Here is a 16,571-nt window from a genome sequence, read left to right as displayed (position 1 = left end):
CAGTACTCAGGTGACCGCCCATGAATGACTTACAGATCGACGACATTAAAACCGACGAAAACGCCGCCATGGTGTTGTTGGTGGATGATCAGGCGATGATCGGCGAAGCCGTGCGCCGTGGGCTGTCGAATCAGGAAAACATCGACTTCCACTTCTGTTCCGACCCGCAGCAGGCCATTGCTCAGGCGGTGCGGATCAAACCGACGGTGATCCTGCAGGACCTGGTGATGCCCGGCCTCGATGGCCTGAGCCTGGTGCGCGAATACCGCAATCACCCGGCGACCAAGGACATTCCGATCATCGTCCTGTCGACCAAGGAAGACCCGCTGATCAAGAGCGCGGCGTTCTCCGCTGGGGCCAACGACTATCTGGTGAAACTGCCGGACACCATCGAACTGGTGGCGCGCATCCGCTATCACTCGCGCTCCTACATGACTTTGTTGCAACGCGATGCCGCGTACCGCGCGCTACGGGTCAGCCAGCAGCAACTGCTCGACACCAATCTGGTGTTGCAACGCTTGATGAACTCCGATGGTCTGACCGGACTGTCCAACCGCCGCCACTTCGACGAGTACCTGGAACTGGAGTGGCGCCGCTCGCTGCGTGACCAGAGCCAGTTGTCGTTGCTGATGATCGACGTTGATTACTTCAAGTCCTACAACGACAGCTTTGGCCACGTTGAAGGGGATGAGGCGTTGCGCAAGGTCGCCACGGCGATTCGTGATGCCAGCGCGCGACCGTCGGACCTGCCGGCGCGTTATGGCGGTGAGGAATTTGTGCTGGTGCTGCCGAACACCTCGCCGGGTGGTGCGCGGCTGGTTGCAGAGAAATTGCGTCAGACCGTGGCCGCGCTGAATATTCCGCATAACGCCCCGGCTGAAGGCGCGAGCCTGACGATCAGTATTGGTTTGGCAACGATGGTGCCGCAGGCGGGCAGTGATTGCCGGTTGCTGATTTCGGCGGCGGACCGGGGCCTGTACCTGGCCAAGAACAACGGGCGTAATCAGGTCGGGATCGAGTAACGCCCTTTCCCTCACTCCAGCCCTCTCCCCGAGGGAGAGGGGGCCGACCGAGGTGTCTGGCGCTGTACATCGACCTGATCGACCGAGTCGATTATGGATCTGCAAGCTTGGCATTTCCGGATTCAGCCAAGCCCTTTCACGTCGGCGTACCTCTCAAATATCCCCCAATCGGTCCCCTCTACCTCTGGGAGAGGGCTAGGGTGAGGGCAAAGGCTTTAATGATCCCCACACCCGCCAGACGGGCTGCCGTCACAGCCTGATTACGTTATACTCGCCGGCTTTCAAAAGTTCGCCAACGAGTGCTGCCCGTCATGGAAATCAACCCGATCCTGAACACCATCAAGGACCTGTCCGAGCGCTCCGAAACTATTCGGGGGTATCTTTGACTACGATCAAAAGCATGAGCGTCTGACCGAAGTCAATCGCGAGCTTGAAGATCCGAGTGTCTGGAACAAACCTGAATACGCCCAGGAACTGGGCCGCGAGCGCGCCGCGCTGGCACAGATCGTCGATACTCTCGACGAACTGAACGGCGGTTTGGCCGATTGCCGCGACCTGCTGGACATGGCCGTCGAAGAAAACGACGAAGGCGCAGTGGGCGATGTCGTCGCCGAGCTGGCCCGTCTCGAGGAAAATCTGGCCAAGCTGGAATTCCGTCGCATGTTCAGCCATGAAATGGACCCGAACAACGCCTACCTGGACATCCAGGCCGGTTCCGGCGGCACCGAAGCCCAGGACTGGGCCAACATCCTCCTGCGCATGTACCTGCGCTGGGCGGATAAACGCGGTTTCGACGCGACCATCATGGAACTGTCGGCTGGTGAAGTCGCCGGTATCAAAGGCGCGACCGTGCACATCAAGGGCGAATACGCCTTTGGCTGGCTGCGTACCGAGATCGGCGTGCACCGTCTGGTGCGCAAGAGCCCGTTCGACTCCGGCAACCGTCGCCACACTTCGTTCTCCGCGGTTTTCGTCTCGCCAGAGATCGACGACAAGGTGGAAATCGAAATCAACCCGGCAGACCTGCGGATCGACACCTATCGTTCCTCCGGTGCCGGTGGTCAGCACGTAAACACCACCGACTCGGCCGTACGTATCACTCACGTACCGACCAACACCGTGGTCAGCTGCCAGAACGAACGTTCCCAGCACGCCAACAAGGACACCGCCATGAAAATGCTGCGGGCCAAGTTGTACGAGCAGGAAATGCAGAAACGCAACGCCGCGTCGCAAGCGCTGGAAGACACCAAGTCCGACATCGGCTGGGGTCACCAGATCCGCTCGTACGTGCTCGATGCGTCGCGGATCAAGGATCTGCGCACCAACATCGAACGCAGCGACTGCGACAAGGTACTCGACGGTGATATCGACGAATACCTGGAAGCCAGCCTGAAATCCGGGCTGTAAAAGACGCAATACAGCATCGGCTGATTCAGCACGATCCCTGTAGGAGCCAGCCCTGCTGGCGATCCCCGGGCCGCAAGGTCCGGGGGCAACGAACCTGATGGAATATCTAAAGACATGAGCGACCAACAACTCGACCCGCAAGCCCTGCAACAGGAAGAAAACTCCCTGATCGCCCTGCGCAAGGAAAAGCTGGCTGCCGAGCGCGCCAAGGGCAACGCCTTCCCGAATGACTTCCGCCGCGAAAACTACTGCGAAGATCTGCAGAAGAAATACGCGGACAAGACCAAGGAAGAGCTGGCAGAGGCTGCAATCCCGGTCAAGGTCGCCGGTCGCATCATGCTCAACCGTGGCTCGTTCATGGTGATTCAGGACATGACCGGTCGCATCCAGGTCTACGTCAACCGTAAAACCTTGTCGGAAGACACCCTGGCCGCGGTAAAAACCTGGGACATGGGCGACATCATTGCCGCCGAAGGCACTCTGGCGCGTTCCGGCAAGGGCGACCTGTACGTTGAAATGACCAGCGTGCGTCTGCTGACCAAATCGCTGCGTCCGCTGCCGGACAAGCATCACGGCCTGACCGACACCGAACAGCGCTACCGTCAGCGCTACGTTGACCTGATCGTCAACGAAGAAGTGCGTCAGACCTTCCGCGTGCGTTCGCAAGTGATCGCGCACATCCGCAGCTTCCTGATGAAGCGCGACTTCCTCGAAGTCGAAACGCCGATGCTGCAGACCATTCCGGGCGGCGCTGCGGCCAAGCCGTTCGAAACCCACCACAACGCGCTGGACATGGAAATGTTCCTGCGCATCGCCCCTGAGCTGTACCTCAAGCGTCTGGTGGTTGGTGGCTTTGAAAAGGTTTTCGAGATCAACCGCAACTTCCGAAACGAAGGCGTTTCGACTCGTCACAACCCTGAATTCACCATGTTGGAGTTCTACCAGGCTTACGCCGACTACGAAGACAACATGGACCTGACCGAAGAACTGTTCCGTGAACTGGCGCAGCTGGTGCTGGGCAGCACCGACGTGCCGTACGGCGACAAGGTGTTCCACTTCGGCGAGCCGTTCGTGCGCCTGTCGGTGTTCGACTCGATCCTCAAGTACAACCCTGAGCTGACCGCCGATGATCTGAACGACATCGACAAGGCTCGCGCCATCGCCAAGAAGGCCGGCGCCAAGGTGCTGGGCTTCGAAGGTCTGGGCAAGCTGCAGGTGATGATTTTCGAAGAGCTGGTCGAGCACAAGCTGGAACAGCCGCACTTCATCACTCAGTACCCGTTTGAAGTGTCGCCGCTGGCCCGTCGCAACGATGACAACCCGAACGTCACCGACCGTTTCGAGCTGTTCATCGGTGGCCGTGAAATCGCCAACGCCTACTCCGAGTTGAACGACGCGGAAGACCAGGCCGAGCGCTTCATGGCGCAGGTGGCCGACAAGGACGCTGGCGACGACGAAGCCATGCACTACGACGCCGACTTCGTGCGCGCGCTGGAGTACGGCATGCCGCCAACGGCGGGTGAAGGCATCGGCATCGACCGTCTGGTGATGTTGCTGACCAACTCACCGTCGATCCGCGATGTGATCCTGTTCCCGCACATGCGACCGCAAGCGTAAACGTTTCAGTTGAAAAGCCGCCTAAAACAGGCGGCTTTTTATTGCCTGTCTGGTACAAATGTATCAATTGGTTACTTTTGAAATAGCAGAGGAAGTCCAGTCGTGATGGTTGCAATCGCTCAAGAAGGTGCAGCGGGTATCGCCACTGCGGTCGCTGAAAGTGTTCAGTACCAGGGTCGCAAGGCCAGCCGACAGGGCAGTGAGCAGCGTCGACAGGACATTCTCGACGCGGCGATGAGGATTGTCGTGCGTGACGGCGTGCGCGCGGTGCGCCACCGCGCCGTGGCTGCCGAGGCCGGTGTGCCGTTGTCGGCGACCACCTATTACTTCAAGGATATCGACGACCTGCTCACCGATACCTTCGCTCAATACGTCGAGCGCAGCGCTGCGTACATGGCCAAGTTGTGGATCAACAATGAAGGCCTGTTGCGTGACATGGTCGTCAGTGGCGACGGCAGTCCGGAGTCGCGCTCGCAACTGGCTGACGATATTGCGCGGCTGATGGCGGACTACGTGCACCGGCAGTTGGTCAACCGTCGTGAGCACTTGATGGCTGAACAGGCGTTCCGTCAGGAGGCGTTGCTCAACCCACGTCTGGCGATTCTGGTGCGCTCGCATCAGCAGATTCTGCTGCAGGGCACTTGCCAGTTGTTTCAGGTATTGGGCTCGCGCGAACCGCAACAGGATGCCAAGGTGTTGACGGCGATTATCGGACGGATGGAATATCAGGGCCTGCTCAACGACGCCGAGCCTTTGGCCGAAGAGGACATGCTCGGCATTCTGACGCGCTACATGCACCTGGTGCTCGCGTCGGTCTGATCCTCAGGGGAAACACCGAACCCTGTGGGAGCGAGCTTGCTCGCGAAGACGGACTGACATTCAACACTAATGTTGGCTGTGCTGACGCTTTCGCGAGCAAGCTCGCTCCCACAGGTTCGGTGGAGTATTCAAGGGGCGGCGAATGTTCATAGGGAGTATTGAATGAAAGCCTGGCGTGGCGTGCTGATCGCCTTGTCGTTCCTGCTGCTCAGTGGCTGTCTGGTGACCTTCAAAGAGCCACTGACCGCCAGCGACCCGGCGCCCAAGGGCCTGCTCGGCAAATGGTCGAGCACCAACGCCTGGGGCGAGCCGATGAACCTTGAGCTGACGCGCTTGGGCAACGACCGCTATCAGGCTGTTACGTACTTCAAGGCCAAACCCCGCGAACGCGAAGCCTATCCCTTCACCGTGTCGCGCCATGGCAACCGCTGGTATCTGTCGGCGAAAGTCCCGGCGCAGTACGGTGGCCACTTTACCATCGCCGGCTTTGAACTCACCGACAAACACGAACTGGTGGTCTACAACCTCGATCTCGAGCAGATCAACCAGGCGATCAAACAAAAAGCCCTCGACGGTCAGGCCTTCCAGACCGACGATGGCGACGGCGTGCAGGTCGACAGTAACCTCGACAAGGTCTTTGCTTACCTCGATGATCCGGCCAATTCCGATGTCTTCGTCGAAGCTGTGCGCTACCAGCGTCAGGCTCGCGCCAAATAATTCATTACGTCAGGTGTTCTTCAGGAGTTTCGGGTGGACGATTACCAGCAGACGATACGCATGTTGTCCGACCGCATTGTGCTGGCGCAGACGCCGATCCGTGTGCTCGACGCGGTCAAGTGGGACGAGAATATCCGCAAGGGTTTCCTCAAGGCCAAGGGCAAGGAAATGCCCGCCATTGATCGCGACTACTACCTCAATCGGCCGCTGAGCTTTGATTCGAGCAAGGTCAAACTGGAGTTCCAGAACATCGAGCGCGACATCACCCGCCAGCTCGGCCAGTTCAACCCGGTCGGGCAGATCATGCGGCGCATGTGCAAGGAATACCGCATGGTGGTGCGCATGCTCGAAGCGCGCGGCACCGAGGATTTCGGTCTGATCTCGCAAGAGCTGTACGGCGCCGCGTCCGATGCTTTCCACGCTGGTGACCCGACGCTGGCCGATCTCGGCCTGATGATGTCCGACTATCTGAACAACATTGATGGCCGTGGCGATCTGAAGGACGAGCCGAAAATCCTCACCGCCAAGGACGCCGTTCACCTGCTGCAGACTCGTCTGAACAAGGTTTTTGGCGAGGCTGAGGAAACCATCCGCGTGTTTGAGTCCGACGGCATCGTTGCCGACGCGGCGGCGGGCGCGGATTACATCAAGATCCGCACCGACGCGATGTTCAACGACCGCGACGTGCGCGCGCTGGAAGTCCACGAGGGCCTGGTGCACGTTGGCACCACGCTCAACGGTTTGAACCAGCCGATTTGCACCTTCCTGTCCAAAGGCCCGCCGTCGTCGACAGTGACGCAGGAAGGCCTGGCGATCCTCATGGAAATCATCACCTTCGCCTCTTACCCGAGCCGCCTGCGCAAACTGACCAACCGCACCCGCGCCATTCACATGGTCGAGGAGGGCGCGGACTTCTTGCAGATCTTCGAGTTCTTCCGCGAGCAGGGTTTTGAAATGGCAGAAAGTTATGGCAACGCCAGTCGGGTTTTCCGTGGATCGACGCCGACCGGTCTGCCATTCACCAAAGACTTGTCCTACCTCAAGGGCTTTATCATGGTTTACAACTACATTCAGTTGGCCGTGCGTAAAGGCAAGCTTGAGCAGATTCCGTTGTTGTTCTGCGGCAAGACCACGCTGGAAGACATGCGTACCTTGCGTCAGTTGGTGGATGAGGGACTGGTGGTGCCGCCGAAATATCTGCCGGACCAGTTCCGCGATTTGAATGCATTGTCGGCATGGATGTGCTTCTCCAACTTCCTCAATCATTTGAGCCTGGACCGGATCGAAGCGGATTACTCCAATATCCTTTAAGCCAAACCCTTAACCTGTGGGAGCGAGCTTGCTCGCGAAAGCGGTTTGAAACTCAGCGCATATGTCGACTGACACTCCGCCTTCGTGAGCAAGCTCACTCCCACAGGGTTATATGTTTTTCTCCGAATCGTATTACCAAATTCTGCGAGGTTTCACCGGATGAGAATCCTCGGCATCTTCTGCCTGCTCTTGACCCTCGGCGGTTGCAGCTCTTTGTTGTTCTATCCCGAGCCGGGCCAGATTTTTACCCCGGAAAAAGCCAAACTCGAATACCGCACCGTCACGCTGGTCACGGCGGATGGCCTCAAGCTCAATGCCTGGTGGCTGCCGGCCAAACCCGGCGTAGAGGTCAAGGGCACCGTCCTGCACCTGCACGGCAACGGCGGCAATCTGCCGATGCACTTGGGCGGCAGTTGGTGGCTGCCGAAAAATGGCTATCAAGTGCTGCTGGTGGACTATCGCGGGTATGGCTTGTCCGAGGGCGAGCCGAGTTTGCCGGCGATCTATCAGGACATCGACGCGGCGTTTGCGTGGCTGGACAAGGCGCCGGAAGTCAAAGGTAAACCGCTGGTGCTGCTCGGCCAGAGCCTCGGCGGTTCAATGGCCGTGCATTGGCTGGTGCAGCATCCCGAGCGGCAAAAACAGCTGAAAGCGCTGGTGCTAGACGGTGTGCCCGCCAGCTATCGCAGCGTTGGCCAATATGCTCTCAGCACCTCGTGGCTGACCTGGCCATTTCAAGTGCCGTTGTCGTGGCTGGTGCCGGACGGCGACAGCGCGATCAACTCGATGCCGCAGCTCAACGGCGTGCCGAAACTGATCTTCCACAGCATCGACGATCCGCTGGTGCCGCTTTCCAACGGCATCCGTCTGTATCAAGCTGCGCCGCCCCCGCGCGTGCTGCAACTGACCCGTGGCGGGCATGTGCAGACGTTTGGCGATCCGGTGTGGCGCCAAGTGATGCTGCGCTATCTGGAGGATCCAGAGCATTTCAACGGCCTGCGTCGTCTCGGCGAAATCCCCAATTACCCGCAACCCCCGAATTCTGAAGATGAGAGTCCGCAATGAGTGAAGAACGTAACGCCATCCCGCTGATCATCACCGGTATCTGCAGCATCCTCGGCACCGTCGGGGCGCTGTGGTACTACGGTTACCTGCATTTCGCCAAACCCGAGGATGCGTTGCTGCTCAATGAATTCACCATGCTCAAGACTGTGCCGGGTGAGGATTACAAAGTCTCTCTGGATCCGGCACCGCAAGTGGCGCAGTGCATTGATGGCGTGCTGGTGTTGTTTGATACCGAGCAGAAAGGCCTGACCGGCGTGTTGATCAATGCACAGAAAAAAGCGGTGCGTTGCATGGGCGAAGAGACCCCGCAGAAGCTGCAAGAGTGATTCTGCAGGTTCAGCCCTCACCCTAACCCTCTCCCAGAGGGAGAGGGGACTGACCGAGGTGTTCTTTCGCTATGCGCCGACCTGATCCATCGTTTCGAACACAAATTCTGAAAGCCCCTCACCCCAGCCCTCTCCCTCGGGAGAGGGCTTTTTTGTGGGGGCCGCGATTTCAGCCCGCACAAAAAAACCAGCCTGATCCATCGTGTCGAACACAAATTCTGAAAGCAGCACAAATCAGCTCCCTCTCCCTCGGGAGAGGGCTGGGGTGAGGGGCCGCGATATCAGCCCCCACAAAAAAGCCCCACCTGATCACTCAGGCGGGGCTTTTGCGTTACAGCAGGGCGCTTAGTTCGAGCTGACCGCCGAACGCGGCATCACTGGCTGGTTGTCGTTGGAAATGGTCACTTCCACCCGACGGTTCATCGCACGGCCGGAGGCGCTGCCGTTCTCGGCAACCGGGTATTCCTTGCCGTAGCCTTGAGTGACGATGCGCGCTGGATCAACGCCCATTTTCACCAGCGCGGTGCGCACGGAGTTGGCGCGACGCTCGGACAGCGACTGGTTGTGGCTGGCGGTCCCGGTGCTGTCGGTGTAACCCTCGACGATCACTTTGCGATCCGGGTTTTCCTGAAGGAATTGCGCCAGTTTGTTGATGTTCACCAAACCGCTGGATTTCAGGTCAGCACGGTCGGTAGCGAACAGCACGTCGCCGAAGGTCACCAGCGTACCGCGATCGGTCTGCTTGGCGTTCAGGCTGTCCTGCAGCTGCTTGATCTGCTGATCACGAGCATCCAGGCGCGCCTGGGCACGTTGGGCGGCGGCGTTCTTCAGATTGTTTTCAGCGGTGCGCAGGGCGATGGTCTGCTTGGCCACTTCCACGCGCTGGTTGGTCAGGTAGGCCAGTTGGTCGACTTTGGCCGCGTCTTGCTTGTCCAGATAAGCCTTGTCGGCCTTGTCCAGGTAGTCGCTGGCGTCTTTGGTTTCCAGTGCTGCGACTTTGCTCGCCTGTGGGTTGGCTTGCAGGCCGGCGTAGTTGGTGCGCGCGTTTTCCAGATTCGGGTTAGGCGGAGTCGAGCAGGCAGCCAAGGCAACGCTTGCGGCGAGGAGAGCGGGGATCATCAGTTGCTTACGCATAATTTTCTTCCTTTCTATCGATAAGAGATTCAGCTTTGCGGTCGGGATGCGCGCTTACTGCACGGTGCGCTGACTTTCCTGACGCAGTTCCTGAACACCTTTCTGGGAATCCTTCACAGCCTGTTCGGCTTTAGCGGCCTGAGCCTTGCGTTCGGCGACGCGAGCGTCCCACTCGGCTTGCTCGGACAGGATGCGAGCTTCGTCATACTTCTTGTCGTGCATGGCGATTTCGGCTTGTTTCAGTTTGTCCTGTGCTTGCTTCATCTCAACGGCAGCGAACTCGGTACCGCCAGCGCTGACGGCGCTGTTCACCGCCGACTGGGTCACGGCGTATTGCTCGGTCGGTGGGTTACCGGCGCAACCGGCCAGTACGAAGCTGGTGCCGATGGCCAGAGCCGCCAGTTTCAGACCGCGCAGGTGGGTAAACGAGGTTTGGTTTTTCATGGTCTTCAACTCCATTAGGCATCTCCTGAAAACAACTGAATCCATCCTGGTCGAGGAGCCGAAAGCGTCGTGTGAAAGGCGTTTTTGAAACGCTCGTTCCAGGCGTGGTTACAGGTTCCGACCGGAGGCGTTTTTCAAAAGTTCAGAAAAGATGGCCTATCGCCAAAAAAAACTTTGACCGACTGGACAAGGCTCTAAAGCGGGAACTTTAGCGGGATGGAGCGGTACGCGCGGGTATTTCCATTACCGGAAACGCCTCTATTTGGAGGCAGAAATACAGTCAATGTGGGAGCGAGCCTGCTCGCGAATGCGGTGTGCCAGTCACCATCAATGTCGACTGATATACCGCATTCGCGAGCAGGCTCGCTCCCACAGTTTTGATCTGTGTGGTGTCAGTGTTTTTGCTTGCCGGCAGTGGCCGAGAGGTCATGCAAATGCCGGCGCGAAAGGGCCAGAAAACGCGGCGTAGGCCCGACGTCTTCATACAACGGATCACCCTCCTCATCGGTCGCCACCACCGTCGAACCTTTCACATACGGCAGGCTCGCTTCAAACTCTTCAAGCGCCGCGCCGATCAGTTCGCCAAGCAATTCTTCGACATGACGTTTGGGGTACATCTCGGTAATCGCTGCCAGACGCGCCGCAGCTTCAACGTCCAGATGAATCGCGTAGCCAGTGTCGGTCATACGACCTTTGGCGTTTTCTTCCCAATGCTGGGCGAGTTCACGAATTTTCATGATGACCTCATTTCGCACCTGCTCATGGCAGGTCTGGGTGAGTGTCCGCCGGGGCCGGCGGCAAGCCGTTGTGCGGCTTACTGTTGAGACTAGCTTTCGCCCACAAGGTTTAACGTCCCTTCGTCGGCTGCTTGTAAGAAGCGTCGTAGAGCGGCACTCTCTAGGTCATGCACTCGTTTCTAAGCCGTCCGGATTACTGCTGGGGAATTGCTGATGACCGATATTGATGCACGCTTGCGCGAAGACGTTCACCTGCTCGGAGAGCTGCTGGGCAATACCATTCGAGATCAGTACGGCGAGGCTTTCCTCGACAAGATCGAGCAGATTCGTAAGGGCGCCAAGGCCGATCGGCGTGGTTCGATGGACGCCGAACTGAGCGCCAGCCTCAATCAATTGAGCGAAGACGAATTGCTCCCCGTGGCGCGCGCGTTCAACCAGTTTCTCAACCTGGCGAACATCGCCGAGCAGTATCAGTTGATTCATCGTCGCGAGGAATCGCAGCCGGCGCCGTTCGAATCCCGCGTGCTGCCGGAATTGCTCGCGCGTTTGCGCAGTGAAGGCCACAGCGCCGAATCGCTGGCGCGGCAACTGGCGCGGCTGGAAATCGAACTTGTGTTGACCGCGCACCCGACCGAAGTGGCGCGGCGCACGCTGATCCAGAAGTACGACGCGATCGCCGGGCAACTCGCCGCGCAGGATCATCGCGACCTGACCAGCGCCGAACGCGAACAGATTCAAAACACCCTGCAACGGCTGATTGCAGAAGCCTGGCACACCGAAGAAATCCGCCGCACACGACCGACGCCGGTCGATGAAGCCAAATGGGGTTTCGCGGTGATCGAGCATTCGCTGTGGCAAGCGATCCCCAACCATATGCGCAAGGCCGACAAGGCGTTGTATGAAGCGACCGGCCTGCGTCTGCCACTGGAAGCGGCGCCGATTCGCTTCGCGTCATGGATGGGCGGCGACCGTGATGGCAATCCCAACGTTACCGCTGTGGTGACCCGCGAAGTGTTGCTGTTGGCGCGCTGGATGGCCGCCGATCTGTACCTGCGCGATGTCGATCACCTCGCTGCCGAACTGTCGATGCAACAGGCCAGCGACGCCCTCAAAGCCAAGGCCGGCGACAGCGCCGAACCGTATCGTGCGGTGCTCAAGCAACTGCGCGAACGCCTGCGCGCCACGCGCAATTGGGCACACGCTGCGCTGACTGCACCGACGCCAGCGCCGACAGACGTGCTGCACAACAACCGCGATCTGCTCGATCCACTGGAGCTGTGCTTCAACTCGCTGCACGAGTGCGGCATGGGCGTGATCGCTGATGGTCCGTTGCTCGACTGTCTGCGTCGGGCGGTGACCTTCGGCCTGTTCCTTGTGCGTCTGGATGTGCGCCAGGACTCGTCGCGCCACAGCTCGGCGATGACTGAAATCACCGATTACCTCGGCCTCGGTCGCTACGAAGACTGGGACGAAGAGCAGCGCATCAGCTTCCTGACCCGCGAACTGAGCAATCGTCGGCCACTGCTGCCAGCGCATTTCAAACCGTCCGCCGACACCGCCGAAGTGCTCAACACCTGCAAGGAAATTGCCGCGGCGCCGGGCGCTTCGCTCGGTTCCTACGTGATCTCCATGGCCGGTGCAGCTTCCGATGTGCTCGCCGTGCAACTGCTGCTCAAAGAGTCTGGCGTGCTGCGGCCGATGCGCGTGGTGCCGTTGTTCGAAACCCTTGCCGACCTCGACAACGCCGGGCCGGTGATGGAGCGGCTGTTGCTGCTGCCGGGTTACCGCGCACGGCTGCAAGGTCCGCAGGAAGTGATGATCGGCTATTCCGATTCGGCCAAGGACGCCGGCACCACGGCGGCAGCGTGGGCGCAATATCGCGCGCAGGAACGCTTGGTGGAAATCTGCCGCGAGCAACAAGTCGAACTGCTGCTGTTCCACGGTCGCGGCGGCACCGTGGGCCGTGGCGGTGGTCCGGCGCATGCGGCGATTCTGTCGCAACCGCCGGGCTCGGTGGCCGGGCGTTTCCGCACCACTGAGCAGGGGGAAATGATTCGATTCAAATTCGGCCTGCCGGACATCGCCGAGCAAAACCTCAATCTGTATCTGGCGGCGGTGCTTGAAGCAACGCTGCTGCCTCCGCCGCCGCCGACACCAGAGTGGCGTCACTTGATGGACGAATTGGCCGCCGATGGCGTCAGCGCTTATCGCCAGGTCGTGCGGGAAAATCCGCAATTCGTCGAGTACTTCCGTCAGTCCACGCCAGAGCAGGAGTTGGGTCGCTTGCCACTGGGCAGTCGTCCGGCCAAACGCCGCGCCGGCGGGATCGAAAGTCTGCGGGCGATTCCGTGGATCTTCGGCTGGACACAAACGCGGCTAATGCTGCCGGCGTGGCTGGGGTGGGAGTCGGCGCTGAGCAAAGCACTGGAACGCGGCGAAGGCGAACTGCTCGGGCAGATGCGCGAGCAATGGCCGTTCTTCCGCACGCGGATCGACATGCTGGAAATGGTCCTGGCCAAGGCTGACGCGGATATCGCACTGTCCTACGATCAGCGTCTGGTCGAGCCGGACTTGCTGCCGTTGGGCGCGCAGTTACGCGACCTATTGTCGCAGGCGTGCACGGTGGTGCTCGGCCTGACTGGCCAGTCGCAGCTGCTGGCACATAGCCCGGATACCCTTGAATTCATCCGCTTGCGCAACACCTACCTCGACCCGCTGCATCTATTGCAGGCCGAATTGCTGGCCCGCTCGCGGCAGCAGGATGTCGAGCAGGGCAGCCCGGTGGAACAGGCGTTGCTGGTGTCTGTGGCGGGGATTGCCGCCGGTTTGCGAAATACCGGCTAACGTTTTTGTCGTGGGGCGCGGTAGCCGGACGAAGACCTGGCTGTCACGTTGCCTGACCGGCGAAAGTGCCGCCAGGCGACAGTTAAGGATGGGGTTGCGACTTGGGTTACCGCGTCGCGAGGTCGCGGGGGGCGTCGGTTTCTCCGACTTTTGGCGTCTTGTGTGGGCGCAGCCTGCTGTGTATCTTGATCAGCCTTTGGCCGTTTGTGCGGCCACGACCCGTATTTTCAGGATTCGTCCCAAGCGGCGAATCCTTTGTTTTGTAAAAGCTTTTTATAAAAAAATTGAGGAGCACATCTAATGCGCGTCATTCTGCTGGGAGCTCCCGGGGCCGGTAAAGGTACTCAGGCTAAGTTCATCACCGAAAAATTCGGCATTCCACAAATTTCCACTGGCGACATGCTGCGTGCAGCGGTCAAGGCCGGTACTCCACTGGGCGTGCAAGCCAAGAGCATCATGGATGCCGGCGGCCTGGTGTCGGATGACCTGATCATCGCACTGGTTCAGGATCGCATCGCTCAGCCAGACTGCGCCAACGGTTTCCTGTTCGACGGCTTCCCGCGCACCATTCCGCAGGCTGAAGCGTTGGTAACTGCCGGTGTTGAGCTGGATGCAGTGGTTGAAATCGCTGTTGAAGACGAAGAAATCGTTCAACGCATCGCCGGCCGTCGTGTTCACGAAGCCAGCGGCCGCGTTTACCACATCGTCTACAACCCGCCGAAAATCGCGGGCAAAGACGACATCACCGGCGAAGAGCTGGTACAGCGCAAGGACGACACCGAAGAAACCGTGCGTCATCGCCTGTCGGTCTACCATTCGCAGACCAAGCCGCTGGTGGAGTTCTATCAGAGCCTGTCCGCGAAAAACGCTGGCAAGCCGAAGTACAGCCACATCCCGGGCGTTGGTTCGGTCGATGCGATCACCGCCAAGGTGCTGGCCGCGCTGAGCTGAAAAGTCTGATCGGCTGCATCATCCACGGCCCGCTTGCGGGCCGTAGTTGTTTATACTGACGCACTTTTTCCCTCCCCTGTTTTGGAAACATCGATGAGCACCTTGCTGGCCCTGGACACCGCGACTGAAGCTTGCTCCGTTGCCTTGCTGCATGACGGCAAGGTCACGAGCCATTACGAGGTGATCCCACGCCTGCACGCGCAGAAGCTGCTGCCGATGATTCAGCAACTGCTGGCCGACGCTGGCACCACGCTGCAAGCGGTTGATGCGATTGCTTTCGGTCGCGGACCGGGCGCGTTTACCGGTGTGCGGATCGCTATTGGTGTGGTCCAGGGTCTGGCGTTCGCGCTGGATCGCCCGGTGTTGCCGGTGTCCAACCTTGCCGTGCTGGCCCAGCGCGCATTGCGTGAACATGGCGTGAGTCAGGTGGCGGCGGCCATCGATGCACGGATGGATGAAGTGTATTGGGGCTGCTACCGCGAAACAGCGGGGGAGATGCGGCTGGTCGCTGCCGAAGCGGTGTTGCCACCGGAAGTCGCTGCGCTGCCGGCGGATGCCAGTGGTGAGTGGTTCGGCGCCGGCACCGGTTGGGGTTATGGCGAGCGGATCGCGGTCGAGCTGACCGGCTCGGATGCGGGCATGCTGCCCCATGCCGAAGACCTGCTGACGCTGGCGCGTTTTGCCTGGGAACGCGGCGAGTCGATCCCGGCGGATGACGCACAACCGGTTTACCTGCGCGACAAGGTCGCCACCCCCAAGGCTCGTTGAGCCTTTAAAAAGATCGCAGCCTTCGGCAGCTCCTACAAGGATCGCACTCCAAATGTAGGAGCTGCCGAAGGCTGCGATCTTTTGATCTTCTGAAGCCAATCGTCAGTTTCCAACCCCCCGCTTTAAACCTTTTGCGCTTTATGTGTTCTAGTTATCACTCGGCGGTTTGCTAAGTCGGTCAAGTGCCGCTAAATTGCCATCATCGATACCGAGCATGAAATTATGCGTATAGACGGCCTTTCCTCTCAGTCCTACCCCATCAAGCGCAAGCCTCGCAAAGGCAATGTGACTGTGGATGAGTCCGTCGACGATATCGACGGCGAGCTGGAATTCCCGACTGAAGAGCAACTGGCCGCCCGCGCTGCCAAAGCCTCGGCCCAACGCCTGAGCAATCTGCCTGCCCGTCAGCAAGACATGATCTACCACCGTGCGATGAAAAAGAGCGTAGCAATGGCCTTGGCCAGCTACCTGAGCACCGCCGGTTTTGTCGATTGGGATGCAGACGTGCTGGGCCTCGATCTGTACATCTGATGGATTTGCCTTACTACCTCGGTTGCCCGTCCTGGAGCGAAAACGCCTGGCGCGAGTATCTGTACCCGGTAGACGCCAAAACCTCCGATTTCCTCGGTCTTTATTCGCAAGTGTTCAACGCCGTCGAAGGCAACACGACCTTCTACGCCAGTCCATCGCCCGCCACTGTGCAGCGTTGGGCCGAGGTCATGCCCGAACACTTTCGCTTCACCGCCAAATTTCCCGGCGACATCAGCCACAGCGGTGATCTGCGCGACCAGCTGACCGCCGCAGAAACTTTCCTGCAATTACTCAAGCCCCTCGGTGCGCGCGTCTCGCCGCTGTGGCTGCAATTGTCGAAAAGCTTCACGCCGCAGCGGCTGCCGGAACTGGCGGCGTTCATCGATGCGCTGGATTGCCCGCTGGCAGTGGAAGTGCGCCATGAACAGTTCTTCGCCAAGGGCGAGAGCGAACGCCTGCTCAATCGCCTGCTGCTGGACCGTGGCGTGGAACGCATCTGCCTCGACCCGCGTGCGCTGTTCAGTTGCCTGTCGACTGAGTCCTCGGTGATTCACGCGCAATCGAAGAAACCGCGAGTGCCGACGCGTCCGGCGGCGTTCACACAGTTTCCGCAAGTGCGCTTCATTGGCCATCCAGAGCTTGAGGCCAACGACCCGTTTCTGCTGCCGTGGGTGGCGAAAATCGCCGAGTGGATTGAAGAGGGCCGTACGCCGTACATCTTCCTGCACACCGCCGACAACCTGTTGGCGGCAAAACTGGCGCAACGTTTTCACGCACAACTGATGCAACGTTTGCCTGGCCTGCCAGCGCTGCCTGAGCTATACAGAGAGCCCGCCGCCGAGCAGCTTGACCTGCTCTGAGGCGGAATTTTTCCTGCC

At 59.5% G+C, this 16,571-nt stretch carries 17 protein-coding genes; 13 read left to right on the top strand and 4 right to left on the bottom strand.

Annotation, left to right across the window (positions count from 1 at the left end):
• The first annotated feature begins 20 nt into the window (after positions 1-20).
• The 8 genes from HUW52_RS25900 to HUW52_RS25865 all read left to right on the top strand — a co-directional run bounded on the left by HUW52_RS25900 (position 21) and on the right by HUW52_RS25865 (position 8,284).
• The gene (locus tag HUW52_RS25900; RefSeq protein WP_175555243.1) at positions 21-1,022 is read left to right on the top strand and encodes a PleD family two-component system response regulator; all 1,002 of its coding nucleotides are present in this window, start codon (positions 21-23) and stop codon (positions 1,020-1,022) included.
• A gap of 311 nt (positions 1,023-1,333) precedes the next feature.
• Positions 1,334-2,429 (top strand): peptide chain release factor 2 gene (gene prfB, locus HUW52_RS25895; protein WP_099758102.1). Its coding sequence is split into 2 segments (ribosomal slippage): positions 1,334-1,405 and positions 1,407-2,429, totalling 1,095 coding nucleotides; the frame shifts between segments, so codons are not numbered across the junction.
• Positions 2,430-2,543: 114 nt separating this feature from the next.
• A complete protein-coding gene (gene lysS, locus HUW52_RS25890; RefSeq protein ID WP_016983551.1) occupies positions 2,544-4,046 on the top strand; it encodes a lysine--tRNA ligase in 1,503 nt (500 codons plus the stop codon).
• A gap of 105 nt (positions 4,047-4,151) precedes the next feature.
• The gene (locus HUW52_RS25885) at positions 4,152-4,865 is read left to right on the top strand and encodes a TetR/AcrR family transcriptional regulator (protein WP_175555734.1); all 714 of its coding nucleotides are present in this window, start codon (positions 4,152-4,154) and stop codon (positions 4,863-4,865) included.
• 162 nt (positions 4,866-5,027) lie between these two features.
• Positions 5,028-5,582 (top strand): hypothetical protein, encoded by a 555-nt coding sequence (locus HUW52_RS25880; protein WP_175555242.1) that lies wholly within the window; start codon positions 5,028-5,030, stop codon positions 5,580-5,582.
• A 60-nt stretch (positions 5,583-5,642) separates the two neighbouring features.
• Entirely contained in the window at positions 5,643-6,893 is a 1,251-nt protein-coding gene (locus HUW52_RS25875; protein WP_175555733.1) for a flavohemoglobin expression-modulating QEGLA motif protein, read from the top strand.
• A 159-nt stretch (positions 6,894-7,052) separates the two neighbouring features.
• A complete protein-coding gene (locus tag HUW52_RS25870) occupies positions 7,053-7,958 on the top strand; it encodes an alpha/beta hydrolase (RefSeq protein WP_175555241.1) in 906 nt (301 codons plus the stop codon).
• On the top strand, positions 7,955-8,284 hold the full coding sequence (locus tag HUW52_RS25865) for a hypothetical protein (protein ID WP_016983545.1): 330 nt from the start codon (positions 7,955-7,957) through the stop codon (positions 8,282-8,284). The genes HUW52_RS25870 and HUW52_RS25865 overlap by 4 nt, the downstream gene beginning before the upstream one ends.
• A gap of 69 nt (positions 8,285-8,353) precedes the next feature.
• On the opposite strand, the gene HUW52_RS25860 is transcribed toward HUW52_RS25865, so the two are convergent.
• The 4 genes from HUW52_RS25860 to HUW52_RS25845 all read right to left on the bottom strand — a co-directional run bounded on the left by HUW52_RS25860 (position 8,354) and on the right by HUW52_RS25845 (position 10,599).
• Positions 8,354-8,515 carry a hypothetical protein gene (locus HUW52_RS25860; RefSeq protein WP_175555240.1) on the bottom strand — a complete coding sequence of 54 codons (162 nt, stop codon included), beginning with the start codon at positions 8,513-8,515 and terminating at the stop codon, positions 8,354-8,356.
• A 114-nt stretch (positions 8,516-8,629) separates the two neighbouring features.
• Positions 8,630-9,418, bottom strand: a complete 789-nt coding sequence (locus tag HUW52_RS25855; RefSeq protein ID WP_007908901.1) for an OmpA family protein — start codon at positions 9,416-9,418, stop codon at positions 8,630-8,632.
• 54 nt (positions 9,419-9,472) lie between these two features.
• Positions 9,473-9,877: a DUF4398 domain-containing protein gene (locus tag HUW52_RS25850; RefSeq protein WP_093436697.1), complete on the bottom strand. Its 405-nt coding sequence runs from the start codon at positions 9,875-9,877 to the stop codon at positions 9,473-9,475.
• Positions 9,878-10,254: 377 nt separating this feature from the next.
• The gene (locus HUW52_RS25845) at positions 10,255-10,599 is read right to left on the bottom strand and encodes a pilin assembly protein (protein WP_175555239.1); all 345 of its coding nucleotides are present in this window, start codon (positions 10,597-10,599) and stop codon (positions 10,255-10,257) included.
• A gap of 213 nt (positions 10,600-10,812) precedes the next feature.
• Between HUW52_RS25845 and ppc the strand changes: the two genes are divergently transcribed.
• The 5 genes from ppc to HUW52_RS25820 all read left to right on the top strand — a co-directional run bounded on the left by ppc (position 10,813) and on the right by HUW52_RS25820 (position 16,553).
• Positions 10,813-13,443: a phosphoenolpyruvate carboxylase gene (ppc, locus tag HUW52_RS25840; RefSeq protein WP_175555238.1), complete on the top strand. Its 2,631-nt coding sequence runs from the start codon at positions 10,813-10,815 to the stop codon at positions 13,441-13,443.
• Between the two features lie 300 nt (positions 13,444-13,743).
• Positions 13,744-14,394 carry an adenylate kinase gene (gene adk, locus HUW52_RS25835; RefSeq protein ID WP_008078383.1) on the top strand — a complete coding sequence of 217 codons (651 nt, stop codon included), beginning with the start codon at positions 13,744-13,746 and terminating at the stop codon, positions 14,392-14,394.
• A gap of 93 nt (positions 14,395-14,487) precedes the next feature.
• A complete protein-coding gene (gene tsaB, locus HUW52_RS25830; protein WP_175555237.1) occupies positions 14,488-15,162 on the top strand; it encodes a tRNA (adenosine(37)-N6)-threonylcarbamoyltransferase complex dimerization subunit type 1 TsaB in 675 nt (224 codons plus the stop codon).
• Positions 15,163-15,384: 222 nt separating this feature from the next.
• Positions 15,385-15,693, top strand: coding sequence for a hypothetical protein (locus tag HUW52_RS25825; RefSeq protein WP_008078387.1), 309 nt, complete (start codon positions 15,385-15,387; stop codon positions 15,691-15,693).
• Positions 15,693-16,553: a DUF72 domain-containing protein gene (locus HUW52_RS25820; protein ID WP_175555236.1), complete on the top strand. Its 861-nt coding sequence runs from the start codon at positions 15,693-15,695 to the stop codon at positions 16,551-16,553. The genes HUW52_RS25825 and HUW52_RS25820 overlap by 1 nt, the downstream gene beginning before the upstream one ends.
• The last annotated feature ends 18 nt before the right edge of the window (positions 16,554-16,571 follow it).

It is taken from the genome of Pseudomonas sp. 43A (genome assembly GCF_013363935.1).
Taxonomy (GTDB): Bacteria; Pseudomonadota; Gammaproteobacteria; order Pseudomonadales; family Pseudomonadaceae; genus Aquipseudomonas; species Aquipseudomonas crudilactis.
The sequence above is the reverse complement of the archived record's forward strand: the minus strand, read 5'-3'. Positions and strand labels throughout refer to the sequence as shown.

Excerpts from the sequence above, each read along its gene's own strand:
- HUW52_RS25900 (WP_175555243.1), top strand. The coding sequence starts at position 21 with ATGAATGACTTACAGATCGACGACATTAAAACCGACGAAAACGCCGCC.
- lysS (WP_016983551.1), top strand. The coding sequence starts at position 2,544 with ATGAGCGACCAACAACTCGACCCGCAAGCCCTGCAACAGGAAGAAAAC.
- HUW52_RS25885 (WP_175555734.1), top strand. The coding sequence starts at position 4,152 with ATGGTTGCAATCGCTCAAGAAGGTGCAGCGGGTATCGCCACTGCGGTC.
- HUW52_RS25880 (WP_175555242.1), top strand. The coding sequence starts at position 5,028 with ATGAAAGCCTGGCGTGGCGTGCTGATCGCCTTGTCGTTCCTGCTGCTC.
- HUW52_RS25875 (WP_175555733.1), top strand. The coding sequence starts at position 5,643 with ATGTTGTCCGACCGCATTGTGCTGGCGCAGACGCCGATCCGTGTGCTC.
- HUW52_RS25870 (WP_175555241.1), top strand. The coding sequence starts at position 7,053 with ATGAGAATCCTCGGCATCTTCTGCCTGCTCTTGACCCTCGGCGGTTGC.
- HUW52_RS25865 (WP_016983545.1), top strand. The coding sequence starts at position 7,955 with ATGAGTGAAGAACGTAACGCCATCCCGCTGATCATCACCGGTATCTGC.
- HUW52_RS25855 (WP_007908901.1), bottom strand. The coding sequence starts at position 9,418 with ATGCGTAAGCAACTGATGATCCCCGCTCTCCTCGCCGCAAGCGTTGCC.
- HUW52_RS25850 (WP_093436697.1), bottom strand. The coding sequence starts at position 9,877 with ATGGAGTTGAAGACCATGAAAAACCAAACCTCGTTTACCCACCTGCGC.
- HUW52_RS25845 (WP_175555239.1), bottom strand. The coding sequence starts at position 10,599 with ATGAAAATTCGTGAACTCGCCCAGCATTGGGAAGAAAACGCCAAAGGT.
- ppc (WP_175555238.1), top strand. The coding sequence starts at position 10,813 with ATGACCGATATTGATGCACGCTTGCGCGAAGACGTTCACCTGCTCGGA.
- adk (WP_008078383.1), top strand. The coding sequence starts at position 13,744 with ATGCGCGTCATTCTGCTGGGAGCTCCCGGGGCCGGTAAAGGTACTCAG.
- tsaB (WP_175555237.1), top strand. The coding sequence starts at position 14,488 with ATGAGCACCTTGCTGGCCCTGGACACCGCGACTGAAGCTTGCTCCGTT.
- HUW52_RS25825 (WP_008078387.1), top strand. The coding sequence starts at position 15,385 with ATGCGTATAGACGGCCTTTCCTCTCAGTCCTACCCCATCAAGCGCAAG.
- HUW52_RS25820 (WP_175555236.1), top strand. The coding sequence starts at position 15,693 with ATGGATTTGCCTTACTACCTCGGTTGCCCGTCCTGGAGCGAAAACGCC.